Origin of the sequence: Pseudomonas sp. R1-6 (genome assembly GCF_051132115.1) — a bacterium.
Taxonomy (GTDB): Bacteria; Pseudomonadota; Gammaproteobacteria; order Pseudomonadales; family Pseudomonadaceae; genus Aquipseudomonas.
Genome location: NZ_CP071662.1, coordinates 627612 through 641881, shown reverse-complemented (window position 1 = coordinate 641881; position 14270 = coordinate 627612). Strand labels below are relative to the sequence as shown.

Genomic DNA, 14270 nt, shown 5'->3' with positions numbered 1-14270 from the left:
GCCCGCCTGGACACTTATGTCTACCGCTCCTGAATGATGCTCAACCGCTCGCCCACCACCATCTCCGTGATCCAGCTCACCAGGATCGAGGTGTAGGCCTGTTGTGACACGGGGTCGCTCAGGGAATGGTCGGCGCCGTCGATGATCCGGTGGGTCAGCGAATGGGTCTGCTGACAGGCGGCGCGGTAGCTCATGATGGTGGCATGGGGCACATGATCGTCGGTCTCGGACTCCACCAGCAGCACATCGCCTGTGAACTGCGAGCACGCGTGCAAGGCGCGATTGGTGTCGGCATGGACGAGCGTGCTGCGATAATCGAGCAGATCGGCTTTATCCAGGTCGCGCTTGGGCGTGTGCCATTGCTCGTCGCGATAAAGTGCCGGCACGCGCAAGGCGAGCCAACGCACCGGACGCAGCGAGGTCAGGATCGAGGCCAGGTAGCCACCGTAGCTGGTGCCAACCACGGCTATCGCCGAGGTATCGAGGGCGGGATGGGCGAGCAATCGGTCGTAGGCCGCCAGCAGGTCCCGCAGATTGTCCTCCCGCGTGACCCGTGACAGCGGGATCCCGGCGCCCCCCGTATGCCCGCGCAAGTCGAACGTCAGGCAGACACAGCCCAGGCCGGCGATGCCCTTGGCCCGCTCCAGGTCGCGCTCCTGGCTGCCGCCCCAACCGTGTACGAACAACACGCCGGGGACCTTCGACTTGGGGCTGAGGAAGGTCCCGTTCATATGCTCATCGTCAATGGCAATCTGGATGGTTTCGCTTCTAGCCGTCATAGGATTGGACCGTTACGTATTTGAGTAGGAAATCACCATTCTCTGCCGCGCCGCGATAAACCTCCGTAGCGCCGGCCGGCAGTGGTTGGTCGGTGTAGGTCTCAACCGAGGACACCCGAACCGCGCGGGTCGCGGGATCCTCGACAAACACCTGCAATGCCGCGAGCTCCGCGCTGCTGGCGCCGCCCATTCGCCACGACTGCTCCAGCACGCCGCCGCGAAATTGGCCACCGGTGTCGGTCCCTTGGGCAATGTCGTAGTTGCGCCGCGAAGCAAAGAACGTGGGATACGCCTGGTTGGCAGCGTCATCGAACACCTGCGCCAACCGCACCGCTTCGCGTACATCGTCCGGCAATTCCAGGCCGAGCAACTCGATGTAGCCACCCTGAGCCACCAGCAGGTCAGAGCCGCCGTAGACCTCTTCGCCTTGGTTGTCGCGGGTCAGGTGCTGGACGCCGCAATAGCTCAGGACCTTGCCGTTGATAAAGCTCTGGCCCACGCTCTGGGTCTTGACCTCATTGAGGTTCTGCTCCAGCACGATCCCCTCGCTGAATAACGCCTGGGCGTCTGGAGCCGCGACGATTTCATCGAATTGCGCGATGCTGCGGATAACCCGCTGACCCCGTCCGGCACAAGCATGGATTGGCTTGAAGCGAATCGGCCCGGCGTAGAGCAAATGCTCGGCGGCCTGGCGCGCATCCTTGAGCGAGAAGACGCTGACACCATCAAGCACGACGCCACGGGTCAACTTGCCGAACAGCGGTGACCAGCCCTTCGGCGCGACCGCGTCCTTATTCAACAGACCATGGGCAATCGCCTTGGTGCAGATGAAATCGTGATCGACATAGCCGCCCCAAAGATCGTCCGGTCCCTTGACGCCCAGACGCAACGCGGCCTCTGGACCGATCAGAGTTTGCGTTGGCAACAGATACAAATCCCGCTCGGCGTGTTGCTGGCTGTCGTAACTGCCGCCGTATTCCAAGCCAAGGATATTCGCCAACCAGCGGGCCAGAGCCCTATTGGTTTCGACTTCATGCAGGGGTGCCTGGGGATTGACCGAGTGGGCCACCACTAATTTGTCACGAGGGATCGACGTCATGCGTTGTCCTTTTAACTGCGCTCAATAGCCGTAGCTATAAGGATTGCAGAGATCAGGCCAACGGCTCGGCGGGGGACGAACGGTCGAGGAAACGGGGGGATGGGCGAATAATGTGGCACGGGGCCTGTTTCATTCTGCACGACTGCAAGCGGCCGTCCGGCAATTTGCACGACCGCTGCGCACATCCCCGTCAGCCTCTGGGTGCGTTCTGAGGGGTCACGCCAAATTTCGCCCGGTAGTCACTCGGCGCTAAGCCGGTGATTTTCTTGAAAGTCGCTCGAAAGGCAGAAGGGTCCTGATAGCCGACGGTCCAGGCGATGTGATCGATGGTGCCGTTGGTGAATTCCAGCATTTCCCGGGCCTTGCCAACTCGCAGGTGCTGGCAGTATTCGGTGGGCTTGAGGCCCGTGGCCGCGCGGAACCTGCGCAGGAAGGTGCGCTCTTCCAGTCCCGCCTGTTCGGCCATCGCGCCAAGGGAAACATCCACCGCGCCGCTGCGTTGCAGCCAGTGTTGCACCTTCAGGATCGCACCGTCGCCATGCCCCAGGATTGGCGCGAAATTGCTGCCGCACTGGCTCGCGCTGTCGCTGTGCTCGATCACCAGAAACTGCGCGGTGCGTGTGGCGATGCTTGGCCCGAGCAGACGATCCACCAGCCGCAGCCCAAGCTCCGCCCAGGCCATGAGCCCGGCGGTGGTGATCAGATCGCCGTCGTCCACAATGGGTTTATCGGCGTCCAGCTTGATCTTGGGATAACGCGCCGCGAAGGTCGTGGCTGAAGTCCAATGGGTGGTCGCGCTGCGCCCATTCAGCAAACCGCTTTCGGCCAGCAGGATCGAGCCGACGCAAACCCCGCCCAAAACGGTGCCGCCTGCGTGCTGCGTCCGTAGCCAATCCATCAGTGTCGGCGTCGCGATAGCTTCATTGAAGCCGGCAATAGAGGGCGGTATCAACAAGGCGGTCAAGGGCGCGTGCGGACCGGCATCGCTGGCAAACACCCGCGACGGCACTTCGCCGTTCGCCGTTTGCCAGTGACTTACGCGCAGCCGTGGCAATTGCACACTGGCCTGCTCCGCCGCGATGGCATCCGCCACCGCAAACAGGTCGGTCAAACCGTGCACCGCCGCCATTTGCGCGCCGGGGTAGATCAGCACGCCGAGTTCGACGAATGCCCTTTCCTGCGCCATTGTCAGTTTTCCCTCGCTTATTGTCGTTGCGGCCAATCGTCGAATCCCGGACAAACGCCAATACTGGCGCCACATCCTGATTAAACGAGGAAGACCCCATGTCCAAGCAAGCGCTCATCGTAGTCGATATCCAGAATGACTACTTCCCCCAAGGGAAATGGCCTCTGGCCGGCGCCGAAGCAGCCGCCGATAACGCCGCCAGGTTGATCGAGGCGTTTCGCCAGGCCGCAAACCAGGTGATTCACATCCGCCACGAATTCACTTCCGACCAGGCCCCTTTCTTCACGCCAGGCTCCGAAGGCGCGCAGTTGCACCCCAAGGTAACCAACCGCGCCGACGAACCGGTGGTGCTCAAACACTTCGTCAATGCGTTTCGCGAAACCGAGCTGCAAGCGACACTCGAGCATCACGGTATCGAACGGCTGGTGGTCGTGGGTAGCATGAGCCACATGTGCATCGACGGCATTACGCGGGCGGCCGCTGACATGGGTTATGAGGTGACGGTGGTCCACGACGCCTGCGCCAGCCGCGACCTGGAATTCAATGGGCTTGTCGTCCCTGCTGCCCATGTCCATGCCGCGTTCATGTCAGCGCTGGGGTTTGCCTATGCGAAGGTGGTGAGTACGGAACAACTACTGGCTGTCGAAAAGCCCTAACCAACTCTCAGGCAGAAAAAAACCGCGCCTCGGGAACCGAAGCGCGGTTTTGTTTTAGCTTGGAGCTTGGGGCTTGATGCTCAGAGCTGCCTCAGAACGGAATATCGTCATCGAAGCTGTCGAAATCCGGTGCCGGCTGCGGCGCGGCCTGTTGTGGGGCCGGGCGCTCGCGTTGTGGCTGTGGCGCTGACTGCGGACGAGGGGCTTGCTGGCGCGGGGCGGACTGCTGGTAGTTGTTGCCACCCTGCTGCTGGTCGCCTTGCGGACGGCCACCAAGCAATTGCATGGTGCCTTGCATGTCGACCACGATTTCAGTGGTGTAGCGCTTGATGCCGTCCTTTTCCCACTCGCGGGTCTGCAGCTTGCCTTCGATGTACACCTGCGAACCCTTGCGCAGGTATTCGCCGGCGATCTCGGCCACTTTGCCGAACATCGACACGCGGTGCCATTCGGTCTTCTCGACCTTCTGGCCGGTCTGCTTGTCGGTCCATTGTTCGCTGGTCGCCAGGCTCAGGTTGGTCACGGCGTTGCCGTTAGGCAGGTAGCGAACTTCTGGATCCTGGCCGCAAGTACCGACCAATATGACTTTGTTAACCCCACGGGCCATAACGTTCTCCTAGGCTTCGCACGCTGCCGGGGCCGGGTTGTTCACCAGGCGCTCGAGCGTCGCACGATCCAATAATTCGGTGTCCAGTTTGATGTATACGGCCGCCTCGTCGGCGACCACCACTGCATCGGTTACTCCAACGACGGCCCTGAGGCGCTCGGCCAGGCCTGCTTCGCGAATGGCTTCGGGCGACAACGGCAAGCGCAGGCTCGTCACATACGGAGGTTCGCGCATGGTAACAGCAAAGGCCAACCAAAGTGCAGCCAGCGCGGCGCAACCCAGGAACACAACCGACAAACCGCCATGCTGGAACAGCCAGCCGCCGAGAATCCCGCCCAACGCCGAACCGAGGAATTGGCTGGTGGAATACACCCCCATCGCCGTGCCCTTGCCGCCCGCCGGTGAAACCTTGCTGATCAGCGACGGTAACGACGCCTCCAGCAGATTGAACGCGGTAAAGAAAACCACGGTGCCGATCACCAGGGCCCGCAGGCTGTCGCCGAACTGCCAGAAGAATAGCTCAGTGAGCATGAGGGTCACGACGGCGCCGAGTAAAACTCGTTTCATTTTGCGTCGCTTCTCGCCATAGATGATGAACGGGACCATGGCGAAGAACGAAATAACCAGTGCCGTCAGGTATACCCACCAATGCTGCTCCTTGGGCAGGCCGGCCTTTTGCACAAGTGCCAGCGGCAGGGCCACGAAGCTGGACATCAGCATGGCGTGGAGGACGAAGATGCCCAGGTCCAGGCGCAGCAGGTCGGGATGTCTGAGTGTCGGCACCAGCGCCTGGCGGGCCACGCCGGATTCGCGGTGCTGCAAGGGCCCGGTAGAGCGCGGCACGAAGACCGCGACGATGAGGATACCGACCAATGCCATGGCACCGGTTGCCAGGAACAGGCCCGATAAGCCAAAGGCACGCGTCACCAATGGTCCTAGAACCATGGCGACCGCGAACGACAGACCAATCGTCATGCCGATCATGGCCATGGCTTTTGTCCGATGCTGTTCGCGAGTCAGGTCTGACAGCAAGGCCATGACGGCGGCGGAAATCGCCCCCGCCCCTTGCAGGATCCGTCCGGCGATCACGCCCCAGATCGAATCCGCGTTCGCCGCCAGCACACTGCCGAGGGCAAACACGATGAGCCCCAGGTAAATGACGGGACGTCGCCCGATACGGTCGGAAATAATGCCGAAGGGAATCTGGAAAATGGCCTGGGTCAGGCCATAGGCGCCGATCGCCAACCCGATGAGGGCCGGGGTCGCGCCCGCCAGGTCCATGCCATAGGTCGCCAGTACCGGCAACACCATGAACATGCCCAGCATGCGGAAGGCGAACACCAGGGCCAGACCGCTTGCCGCGCGGGTCTCGCCGCTACTCATGCGTTCGCTGTGGGGATCGTGCATGGAAAAACCTCGTGTGAACCGGCGGGGATTCTACCAGTCCCATCGATTGAGGGGGTATATGGCGACCGTTTGCCGCGCAGTCTTCATGTATGACACTTGATAGTGTGTATCCATCCAGTGTTTACCCGTATACTCCTACGTTTTCGACGCCCGCCGAGCGAGGCCACTTTGGACAAGATCCTGATTCGTGGGGCCCGTACCCACAACCTGAAGAACATCGACCTGACCCTGCCCCGGGACAAGCTGATCGTCATCACCGGCCTGTCCGGATCCGGTAAATCATCCCTGGCCTTCGATACCTTGTACGCCGAAGGCCAACGACGCTATGTCGAATCGCTGTCGGCGTATGCCCGGCAGTTCTTGTCGATGATGGAAAAACCCGACGTCGACACCATCGAAGGCCTGTCGCCGGCGATCTCCATCGAGCAGAAATCGACCTCCCACAACCCGAGGTCGACGGTAGGCACCATTACCGAGATCTACGACTACCTGCGCCTGCTGTATGCGCGTGTCGGCATGCCCCGCTGCCCCGATCACGACATCCCGCTGGAAGCCCAGACCGTCAGCCAGATGGTCGACCTGGTGCTGGCCCAACCCGAAGGCAGCAAGTTGATGCTCCTGGCGCCGGTCATACGCGAGCGCAAGGGCGAACACCTTATGGTGTTCGAAGAACTGCGCGCTCAAGGCTTCGTACGTGCCCGGGTCAACGGCAAGCTGTGCGAGCTGGACGAACTGCCGAAGCTGGATAAACAGAAGAAGCACTCGATCGACGTGGTAGTGGACCGTTTCAAGGTCCGGGGCGACCTGCAACAGCGCCTCGCCGAATCCTTCGAGACGGCCCTGAAACTGGCGGACGGCATAGCGTTGGTTGCGCCGATGGACGACGAACCCGGCGAAGAGATCATCTTTTCCGCGCGCTTTGCCTGCCCGATCTGCGGCCACGCCATCAGCGAGCTGGAGCCCAAGCTGTTCTCGTTCAACAACCCGGCCGGCGCTTGCCCGACCTGCGACGGTCTGGGGGTCAAGCAGTTCTTCGACACCAAGCGTTTGGTCAATGGCGAACTGACCCTGGCCGAGGGCGCGATTCGCGGCTGGGACAGGCGTAACGTCTACTATTTCCAGATGCTCGGGTCGCTGGCGGCTCACTATAAGTTCAGCCTGGACAAACCCTTCAACGAACTGCCCGCCGAACAGCAGAAGTTCATCCTGCAAGGCAGCGGCTCGCAAAACGTCGACTTCAAATACCTGAACGACCGTGGCGATATCGTCAAGCGCTCCCACCCGTTCGAAGGCATCGTGCCCAACCTGGAGCGGCGCTACCGCGAGACCGAGTCGGCCAGCGTGCGTGAGGAACTGGCCAAGTTCCTCAGCACCCAGCCCTGCCCGGACTGCCGCGGCACCCGTTTGCGCCGGGAGGCGCGGCACGTGTGGGTCGGCGAGAAAACCTTGCCGGCGGTGACCAGCCTGCCGATCGGCGATGCGACCGATTATTTCGGTGGGCTCAAGCTGACGGGCCGTCGGGGCGAAATCGCCGACAAGATCCTCAAGGAAATCCGCGAGCGCTTGCAGTTCCTCGTGAACGTAGGCCTGGACTACCTGACCCTCGACCGCAGCGCTGACACGCTGTCTGGTGGCGAGGCCCAGCGTATCCGCCTCGCCAGCCAGATCGGCGCCGGCCTGGTGGGCGTCATGTACATCCTCGACGAACCGTCCATTGGCCTGCATCAGCGGGACAACGACCGCTTGCTCGGAACGCTGAAACACCTGCGGGACATTGGCAACACAGTCATCGTGGTCGAGCACGATGAGGACGCTATCCGCCTGGCCGACTATGTAGTGGACATCGGTCCCGGCGCGGGCGTGCACGGCGGCCACATTGTCGCCCAAGGGACGGCGGCCGAGGTCATGGCGCACCCTGACTCGTTGACCGGCAAGTACCTGTCTGGCCGAGTGAAGATCAAGGTGCCGGCCAAACGTACGCCGCGTAACAAGAAGTTGTCGCTGACCCTCAAGGGCGCCCGCGGCAACAACTTGCGCAATGTCGACCTGGAAATTCCCATTGGTCTGCTGACCTGCGTCACCGGCGTATCCGGCTCCGGCAAGTCGACGTTGATCAACAACACGCTGTTCCCGCTGAGCGCCACGGCCTTGAACGGTGCCACGACCCTGGAAGCCGCCGCCCACGACAGCATCAAGGGCCTCGAGCATCTCGATAAAGTCGTTGACATCGACCAGAGCCCGATTGGCCGGACGCCACGTTCCAACCCCGCGACATACACCGGATTGTTCACACCGATCCGTGAGCTGTTCGCCAGCGTACCGGAATCGCGCTCACGGGGCTACGGGCCAGGCCGGTTCTCGTTCAACGTCAAGGGCGGACGCTGCGAAGCCTGCCAGGGCGATGGCTTGATCAAGGTGGAAATGCACTTCCTGCCCGATATCTACGTGCCGTGCGACGTATGCAAGAGCAAGCGCTACAACCGGGAAACACTGGAGATCAAGTACAAGGGCAAGAACATCCACGAAACCCTGGAGATGACCATCGAAGAGGCCCGGGTCTTCTTCGACGCGGTGCCAGCATTGGCGCGCAAGCTCCAGACATTGATGGATGTAGGCCTTTCGTACATCAAGCTCGGGCAATCGGCGACGACCTTGTCCGGTGGGGAGGCCCAACGGGTGAAGCTATCCCGCGAGCTGTCCAAGCGCGATACCGGCAAGACCCTGTATATCCTCGACGAGCCGACCACCGGTCTGCATTTCGCCGATATCCAGCAGTTGCTCGACGTGCTCCACCGCCTGCGCGATCACGGCAACACCGTGGTGGTTATCGAGCACAACCTGGACGTGATCAAGACCGCTGACTGGCTGGTGGACCTGGGGCCGGAGGGCGGATCCAAGGGCGGACAGATCATCGCGGTAGGTACGCCGGAACAAGTGGCGGAAATGAAGCAGTCCCACACTGGGCACTACCTCAAGCCATTGCTGGAGCGTGACCGGGACTGATTGGCCCGGACACGAAAAAGCCCCTGGCATCTCATCGATGCCAGGGGCTTTTCGCTTTCCAGAGAGAGCCTGCCTACGATCAATATTGCGATTGCAGGTAATTCTCCAACCCGATCAGCTTGATCAGGCCCAACTGTTTTTCCAGCCAGTAAGTGTGATCTTCTTCGGTGTCGTTGAGCTGCACACGTAAGATCTCGCGAGTTACATAGTCGTTGTGCTGCTCGCACAGCTCGATACCTTTACACAAAGCAGCGCGAACCTTGTACTCCAAACGCAAGTCGGCAGCGAGCATGTCAGGCACGGTAGTGCCGATGTCCAGGTCGTCCGGACGCATGCGTGGCGTGCCTTCAAGCATCAGGATCCGGCGCATCAGCGCATCGGCGTGCTGAGCCTCTTCTTCCATCTCATGGTTGATACGTTCGTAGAGCTCGGTAAAACCCCAATCCTCGTACATCCGCGAATGGATGAAATATTGATCACGGGCCGCCAGTTCGCCGGTCAGCAACGTGTTGAGGTAATCGATTACGTCTGGGTGACCTTGCATCGCCCTACATCTCCACAAGCTTTGAAAGGCTCTAGTTTGAACCAAGCTGACTGCAAGGTCACTCGCCCAGCGGAACAAAAGCGAAGAAAATCTAAGAAAAGAGCGCTAAATAACGCAAAAACCGCCCAAATGAGGGCGGTTCTGCTTCTCGTTTAGACTTAGTTAAGCTGTACGCCCAACGCCTTCGCGATACCCTCTCCGTAAGCAGGGTCTGCCTTGAAGAAATGCTGCAGTTGGCGATCAATCACGTCAGCCGACACCCCTGCCATTGCACCGGCGATATTGCTGATCAACAGCGCCTTCTGTTCCTCGTTCATCAAGCGGAACAGCGCACCTGCATGGCTGTAGTAGTCGGTGTCCTCGCGATGATCATAACGATCCGCTGCACCGCTGAGGGCCAGCGCCGGCTCCGCATAACGCGGGGCTTGCTTCGGCGCCTCCACGTAACTGTTGGGCTCATAGTTTGGCGCTGCGCCGCCGTTACTGCCAAAAGCCATGGAACCGTCGCGCTGGTAGGTATTGACCGGGCTGCGGGGAGCATTCACCGGCAGTTGCTGGTGGTTGGTACCTACGCGGTAGCGGTGAGCATCGGCGTAGGCGAATACACGGCCCTGCAACATGCGATCAGGCGAAAGACCCACGCCCGGCACCATGTTGCTCGGCCCGAACGCCGCTTGCTCCACTTCGGCAAAGTAGTTCAAGGGATTACGATTCAGCTCGAGTTCGCCGACTTCGATCAGCGGGAATTCCTTCTGCGACCAGGTCTTGGTCACGTCGAACGGATTCTCGTAATGGGCTGCAGCCTGGGCTTCGCTCATGATTTGGATGCAGACGCTCCATTTTGGAAAGTCACCGCGCTCAATCGCATTGAACAGGTCACGCTGGGCGTAATCCGGATCGGTGCCCGCCAGGCGCGCGGCTTCGGCCGGCGCGAGATTCTTGATGCCTTGCTTGGTCTTGTAGTGCCATTTAACCCAGTGACGCTCGCCTTGGCCATTGATCAGGCTGTAGGTGTGACTGCCGAAGCCGTGCATATGACGGTAGCCGTCAGGAATACCCCGATCGGAAAACAGAATGGTGACCTGGTGCAGCGCCTCTGGGGAATGCGACCAGAAATCCCACATCATCTGGGCACTCTTGAGGTTGCTTTGCGGCAAGCGTTTCTGAGTGTGGATGAAGTCTGGGAATTTCAGCGGGTCGCGGATGAAGAACACCGGGGTGTTGTTGCCAACGATGTCCCAGTTACCTTCTTCTGTGTAGAACTTAAGGGCGAAGCCTCGAGGATCGCGCTCGGTATCCGCAGAACCGCGTTCGCCGCCCACGGTAGAGAAGCGAAGGAACGTAGGCGTCTGCTTACCGACCGATTCGAACAGCTTGGCGCTGGTGTATTGGGTAATGTCACGCGTTACGGTAAACGTACCGTATGCGCCCGACCCTTTAGCGTGCACACGACGCTCGGGAATATTTTCGCGGTTGAAATGAGCAAGCTTCTCGATCAAGTGGAAATCATCGAGCAGCAGCGGGCCACGAGGACCTGCGGAGCGAGAGTTCTGGTTATCGGCGACGGGGGCGCCGCTAGCGGTCGTAAGCGTTTTGATCTGGCTCATGCTCAATTCTTCCTAGGTCGGTCTTCGGACTGCCGGCTAATCGGCTGGTGAGGAGTATTGATCAACAAGATGAGCGCCACAAATTCATTAAATCGTGCGCTTCAATAGAAATTATCTAACAACAACCCCAACGCCATATAGTGGCGTTTGCGACCCAAGCAAGCTTGTATGAATAAGCTCTTTTCTTGCGAGCACAAAAAACCGGGCACTGGGCCCGGTTCTTCGTTGCAGACTGTCGTCTTACTCGGCGCTTACAGCTTCGCCAGCAGTAGCACGATCAACCAACTCGACGTACGCCATAGGCGCGTTGTCGCCAGCGCGGAAACCGCACTTGAGGATGCGCAGGTAGCCACCCTCACGGGTAGCGTAACGCTTGCCCAGGTCGTTGAAGAGCTTACCAACGATGGCTTTCGAACGGGTACGGTCGAAGGCCAGGCGGCGGTTAGCCAGGCTGTCTGTCTTGGCCAGAGTGATCAGCGGCTCGGCAACGCGGCGCAGTTCTTTGGCTTTCGGCAGTGTAGTTTTGATCAGCTCGTGCTCGAACAGCGACACCGCCATGTTCTGGAACATGGCCTTGCGGTGCGAGCTGGTGCGGCTCAGGTGACGACCACTTTTACGATGACGCATGGTTCATTCCTTACCAAACACAACGTTCGGTGATTACGACGATCAGGCAGTCGCCTTGTCGTCCTTCTTAAGACTTGCAGGCGGCCAGTTGTCGAGGCGCATGCCGAGGGACAGACCGCGGGAGGCCAGAACGTCCTTGATTTCAGTCAAGGATTTCTTGCCAAGGTTCGGAGTCTTCAACAGCTCTACTTCGGTACGCTGAATCAGGTCGCCGATGTAGTAGATGTTTTCCGCCTTAAGGCAGTTAGCCGAACGTACAGTCAGTTCCAGATCGTCAACCGGGCGAAGCAGGATCGGATCGATCTCGTCTTCCTGCTCGATAGCCTCAGGCACGATGTCACCCTTGAGGTCGACGAACGCAGCCAACTGCTGTTGCAGAATGGTTGCAGCGCGGCGGATTGCCTCTTCAGGATCCAGGGTACCGTTGGTTTCCAGATCAATAACCAGCTTGTCCAGGTTGGTACGCTGTTCGACACGGGCGTTTTCCACCACGTATGCGATACGGCGAACCGGGCTGAACGAAGAGTCAAGCTGCAAGCGACCAATGCTGCGGCTTTCGTCTTCATCGCTCTGACGCGAGTCTGCCGGTTCATAACCACGACCACGAGCTACGGTGAGCTTCATGTTCAGGGCGCCGTTAGACGCCAGGTTAGCGATTACGTGATCGGGGTTAACGATCTCGACATCATGATCCAGCTGAATATCGGCAGCGGTAACCACCCCCGAACCCTTCTTCGACAAGGTCAGCGTAACTTCGTCACGACCGTGCAGCTTGATAGCCAGACCTTTAAGGTTCAACAGGATTTCAATTACGTCTTCCTGTACACCTTCGATGGCGCTGTACTCATGGAGCACACCGTCAATCTCGGCCTCGACTACTGCACAGCCGGGCATTGAGGACAACAGGATGCGGCGCAGCGCGTTGCCCAGGGTGTGGCCGAAACCACGCTCGAGAGGCTCGAGTGTGATCTTGGCGCGGGTTGGACTGACAACCTGCACATCAATATGGCGGGGTGTCAGGAACTCATTTACCGAAATCTGCATGGATGCACCTATTTTCTAGCCCTTACTTGGAGTAGAGCTCGACAATCAGGCTTTCGTTGATGTCGGCGGACAGATCACTGCGAGCAGGAACGTTCTTGAAAACGCCCGACTTCTTCTCAGTGTCTACTTCTACCCATTCTACGCGGCCACGTTGGGCACACAGATCGAGAGCTTGGACAATGCGAAGTTGGTTCTTTGCTTTCTCGCGAACAGCAACCACGTCACCAGCACGAACCTGGTAGGACGGAACGTTCACGGTCTGGCCGTTAACGCTGATCGACTTGTGCGATACCAGCTGACGGGATTCGGCACGAGTAGAACCGAAACCCATACGGTATACAACGTTGTCCAGGCGGCATTCGAGCAGCTGCAACAGGTTTTCGCCGGTTGCGCCTTTCTTGCCAGCAGCTTCTTTGTAGTAGCCGCTGAATTGACGCTCGAGAACGCCGTAGATACGACGGACCTTCTGCTTTTCACGCAGTTGGGTGCCGTAGTCGGACTGGCGACCGCGGCGTTGGCCGTGGATACCAGGTGCTGCTTCGATGTTGCACTTCGATTCGATCGCGCGCACGCCGCTCTTCAGGAAGAGATCGGTGCCTTCGCGACGAGCGAGTTTGCATTTTGGACCAATGTAACGAGCCATTCTTTACAATCTCCTGGATTACACGCGGCGCTTCTTCGGCGGACGGCACCCGTTGTGCGGGATTGGCGTCACGTCGGTGATGCTGGCGATCTTGTAGCCACAGCCGTTCAAAGCGCGGACTGCGGATTCACGACCTGGACCTGGACCTTTGACGTTGACGTCGAGGTTTTTCAGGCCGTATTCCAGCGCAGCTTGACCAGCACGCTCAGCAGCTACTTGAGCAGCGAACGGGGTGGACTTGCGGGAACCGCGGAAACCCGAACCACCGGAGGTAGCCCAGGAAAGAGCGTTACCTTGACGGTCGGTAATGGTCACGATGGTGTTGTTAAAAGAAGCATGGATGTGGGCGATGCCATCAACCACTGTCTTTTTAACTTTTTTACGAGGACGAGCAGCAGGTTTTGCCATGATTAAATTCCTGTCGATTCGCTGGGGCGATTACTTGCGGATCGGCTTACGCGGACCTTTACGGGTACGCGCGTTGGTCTTGGTACGCTGACCGCGTACTGGCAGACCACGACGATGACGCAGACCGCGATAGCAACCGAGGTCCATCAAGCGCTTGATTTTCATGTTGATTTCGCGACGCAGGTCACCTTCAGTGGTGAACTTCGCCACTTCGCCACGCAGCTGTTCAATTTGCTCGTCGCTCAGATCCTTGATCTTTGCGGCTGGGTTGACCCCAGTCTCTGCACAAATTTTCTGTGCAGTAGTGCGACCAACACCATAGATGTAGGTCAGCGAGATAACAGTATGCTTGTTATCTGGAATGTTAACGCCTGCAATACGGGCCATTCAGTGGGACTCCAATTGACAGCTACCTACGCCCCGGAAGCCAAGAAATAGGGCGCGAGATAATATCGCTGTAATAACAAATAATCAACCCGGCAGCGCACTAGCTGCCGGGCTTAAAGCACAATCACACTCAGCCTTGGCGCTGTTTGTGACGCGGTTCCGCGCTGCAAATTACCCGAACAACACCTTCGCGGCGAATAATCTTGCAGTTGCGGCACAGCTTTTTCACCGATGCACGAACTTTCATCACCAACTCCTCGAACCTTATGGACG

15 protein-coding genes are annotated in these 14270 nt (G+C 59.3%); 2 read left to right on the top strand and 13 right to left on the bottom strand.

What is annotated here, in order from left to right; translation table 11 throughout:
- Positions 1 to 20 precede the first annotated feature (20 nt).
- The 3 genes from J3P81_RS02970 to J3P81_RS02960 all read right to left on the bottom strand — a co-directional run bounded on the left by J3P81_RS02970 (position 21) and on the right by J3P81_RS02960 (position 3064).
- The gene (locus J3P81_RS02970; RefSeq protein WP_305498458.1) at positions 21 to 779 is read right to left on the bottom strand and encodes an alpha/beta hydrolase family protein; all 759 of its coding nucleotides are present in this window, start codon (positions 777 to 779) and stop codon (positions 21 to 23) included.
- Positions 769 to 1878, bottom strand: coding sequence for a DUF3182 family protein (locus J3P81_RS02965; protein WP_420767534.1), 1110 nt, complete (start codon positions 1876 to 1878; stop codon positions 769 to 771). Before J3P81_RS02965 ends, J3P81_RS02970 begins: the two co-directional genes overlap by 11 nt.
- A 190-nt stretch (positions 1879 to 2068) precedes the next feature.
- Positions 2069 to 3064, bottom strand: a complete 996-nt coding sequence (locus J3P81_RS02960; RefSeq protein ID WP_434562052.1) for a GlxA family transcriptional regulator — start codon at positions 3062 to 3064, stop codon at positions 2069 to 2071.
- Positions 3065 to 3162: 98 nt separating this feature from the next.
- Between J3P81_RS02960 and J3P81_RS02955 the strand changes: the two genes are divergently transcribed.
- Positions 3163 to 3720: a cysteine hydrolase family protein gene (locus J3P81_RS02955; protein WP_420767532.1), complete on the top strand. Its 558-nt coding sequence runs from the start codon at positions 3163 to 3165 to the stop codon at positions 3718 to 3720.
- A 91-nt stretch (positions 3721 to 3811) separates the two neighbouring features.
- Here the strand turns inward: J3P81_RS02955 and J3P81_RS02950 are convergent, their stop codons facing one another.
- A complete protein-coding gene (locus J3P81_RS02950) occupies positions 3812 to 4327 on the bottom strand; it encodes a single-stranded DNA-binding protein (RefSeq protein WP_024778338.1) in 516 nt (171 codons plus the stop codon).
- A 9-nt stretch (positions 4328 to 4336) separates the two neighbouring features.
- Entirely contained in the window at positions 4337 to 5734 is a 1398-nt protein-coding gene (locus J3P81_RS02945; protein WP_434562050.1) for an MFS transporter, read from the bottom strand.
- A 168-nt stretch (positions 5735 to 5902) separates the two neighbouring features.
- Between J3P81_RS02945 and uvrA the strand changes: the two genes are divergently transcribed.
- Positions 5903 to 8737, top strand: a complete 2835-nt coding sequence (uvrA, locus tag J3P81_RS02940) for an excinuclease ABC subunit UvrA (protein WP_434562048.1) — start codon at positions 5903 to 5905, stop codon at positions 8735 to 8737.
- A gap of 79 nt (positions 8738 to 8816) precedes the next feature.
- Here uvrA and bfr read toward each other — a convergent pair whose 3' ends face one another.
- The 8 genes from bfr to rpmJ all read right to left on the bottom strand — a co-directional run bounded on the left by bfr (position 8817) and on the right by rpmJ (position 14244).
- Entirely contained in the window at positions 8817 to 9281 is a 465-nt protein-coding gene (gene bfr, locus J3P81_RS02935) for a bacterioferritin (RefSeq protein ID WP_420767529.1), read from the bottom strand.
- A gap of 158 nt (positions 9282 to 9439) precedes the next feature.
- Positions 9440 to 10888: a catalase gene (locus tag J3P81_RS02930; RefSeq protein ID WP_434562046.1), complete on the bottom strand. Its 1449-nt coding sequence runs from the start codon at positions 10886 to 10888 to the stop codon at positions 9440 to 9442.
- A gap of 240 nt (positions 10889 to 11128) precedes the next feature.
- Positions 11129 to 11515: a 50S ribosomal protein L17 gene (gene rplQ / locus J3P81_RS02925; RefSeq protein ID WP_003176402.1), complete on the bottom strand. Its 387-nt coding sequence runs from the start codon at positions 11513 to 11515 to the stop codon at positions 11129 to 11131.
- A 42-nt stretch (positions 11516 to 11557) separates the two neighbouring features.
- On the bottom strand, positions 11558 to 12559 hold the full coding sequence (locus J3P81_RS02920; RefSeq protein ID WP_420767527.1) for a DNA-directed RNA polymerase subunit alpha: 1002 nt from the start codon (positions 12557 to 12559) through the stop codon (positions 11558 to 11560).
- Between the two features lie 22 nt (positions 12560 to 12581).
- A complete protein-coding gene (gene rpsD, locus J3P81_RS02915; protein ID WP_003176404.1) occupies positions 12582 to 13202 on the bottom strand; it encodes a 30S ribosomal protein S4 in 621 nt (206 codons plus the stop codon).
- 18 nt (positions 13203 to 13220) lie between these two features.
- Entirely contained in the window at positions 13221 to 13610 is a 390-nt protein-coding gene (rpsK, locus tag J3P81_RS02910; RefSeq protein WP_002555466.1) for a 30S ribosomal protein S11, read from the bottom strand.
- Between the two features lie 30 nt (positions 13611 to 13640).
- Positions 13641 to 13997: a 30S ribosomal protein S13 gene (gene rpsM / locus J3P81_RS02905; RefSeq protein WP_009045849.1), complete on the bottom strand. Its 357-nt coding sequence runs from the start codon at positions 13995 to 13997 to the stop codon at positions 13641 to 13643.
- A gap of 130 nt (positions 13998 to 14127) precedes the next feature.
- The gene (gene rpmJ / locus J3P81_RS02900; RefSeq protein ID WP_002555468.1) at positions 14128 to 14244 is read right to left on the bottom strand and encodes a 50S ribosomal protein L36; all 117 of its coding nucleotides are present in this window, start codon (positions 14242 to 14244) and stop codon (positions 14128 to 14130) included.
- Positions 14245 to 14270: the final 26 nt, after the last annotated feature.

Coding starts and splice junctions, on each gene's coding strand:
- J3P81_RS02945 (WP_434562050.1), bottom strand. CDS start 5,734: ATGCACGATCCCCACAGCGAACGCATGAGTAGCGGCGAGACCCGCGCG.
- bfr (WP_420767529.1), bottom strand. CDS start 9,281: ATGCAAGGTCACCCAGACGTAATCGATTACCTCAACACGTTGCTGACC.
- J3P81_RS02960 (WP_434562052.1), bottom strand. CDS start 3,064: ATGGCGCAGGAAAGGGCATTCGTCGAACTCGGCGTGCTGATCTACCCC.
- rpsK (WP_002555466.1), bottom strand. CDS start 13,610: ATGGCAAAACCTGCTGCTCGTCCTCGTAAAAAAGTTAAAAAGACAGTG.
- J3P81_RS02950 (WP_024778338.1), bottom strand. CDS start 4,327: ATGGCCCGTGGGGTTAACAAAGTCATATTGGTCGGTACTTGCGGCCAG.
- J3P81_RS02965 (WP_420767534.1), bottom strand. CDS start 1,878: ATGACGTCGATCCCTCGTGACAAATTAGTGGTGGCCCACTCGGTCAAT.
- J3P81_RS02955 (WP_420767532.1), top strand. CDS start 3,163: ATGTCCAAGCAAGCGCTCATCGTAGTCGATATCCAGAATGACTACTTC.
- rpsM (WP_009045849.1), bottom strand. CDS start 13,997: ATGGCCCGTATTGCAGGCGTTAACATTCCAGATAACAAGCATACTGTT.
- J3P81_RS02920 (WP_420767527.1), bottom strand. CDS start 12,559: ATGCAGATTTCGGTAAATGAGTTCCTGACACCCCGCCATATTGATGTG.
- J3P81_RS02970 (WP_305498458.1), bottom strand. CDS start 779: ATGACGGCTAGAAGCGAAACCATCCAGATTGCCATTGACGATGAGCAT.
- J3P81_RS02930 (WP_434562046.1), bottom strand. CDS start 10,888: ATGAGCCAGATCAAAACGCTTACGACCGCTAGCGGCGCCCCCGTCGCC.
- rplQ (WP_003176402.1), bottom strand. CDS start 11,515: ATGCGTCATCGTAAAAGTGGTCGTCACCTGAGCCGCACCAGCTCGCAC.
- rpmJ (WP_002555468.1), bottom strand. CDS start 14,244: ATGAAAGTTCGTGCATCGGTGAAAAAGCTGTGCCGCAACTGCAAGATT.
- rpsD (WP_003176404.1), bottom strand. CDS start 13,202: ATGGCTCGTTACATTGGTCCAAAATGCAAACTCGCTCGTCGCGAAGGC.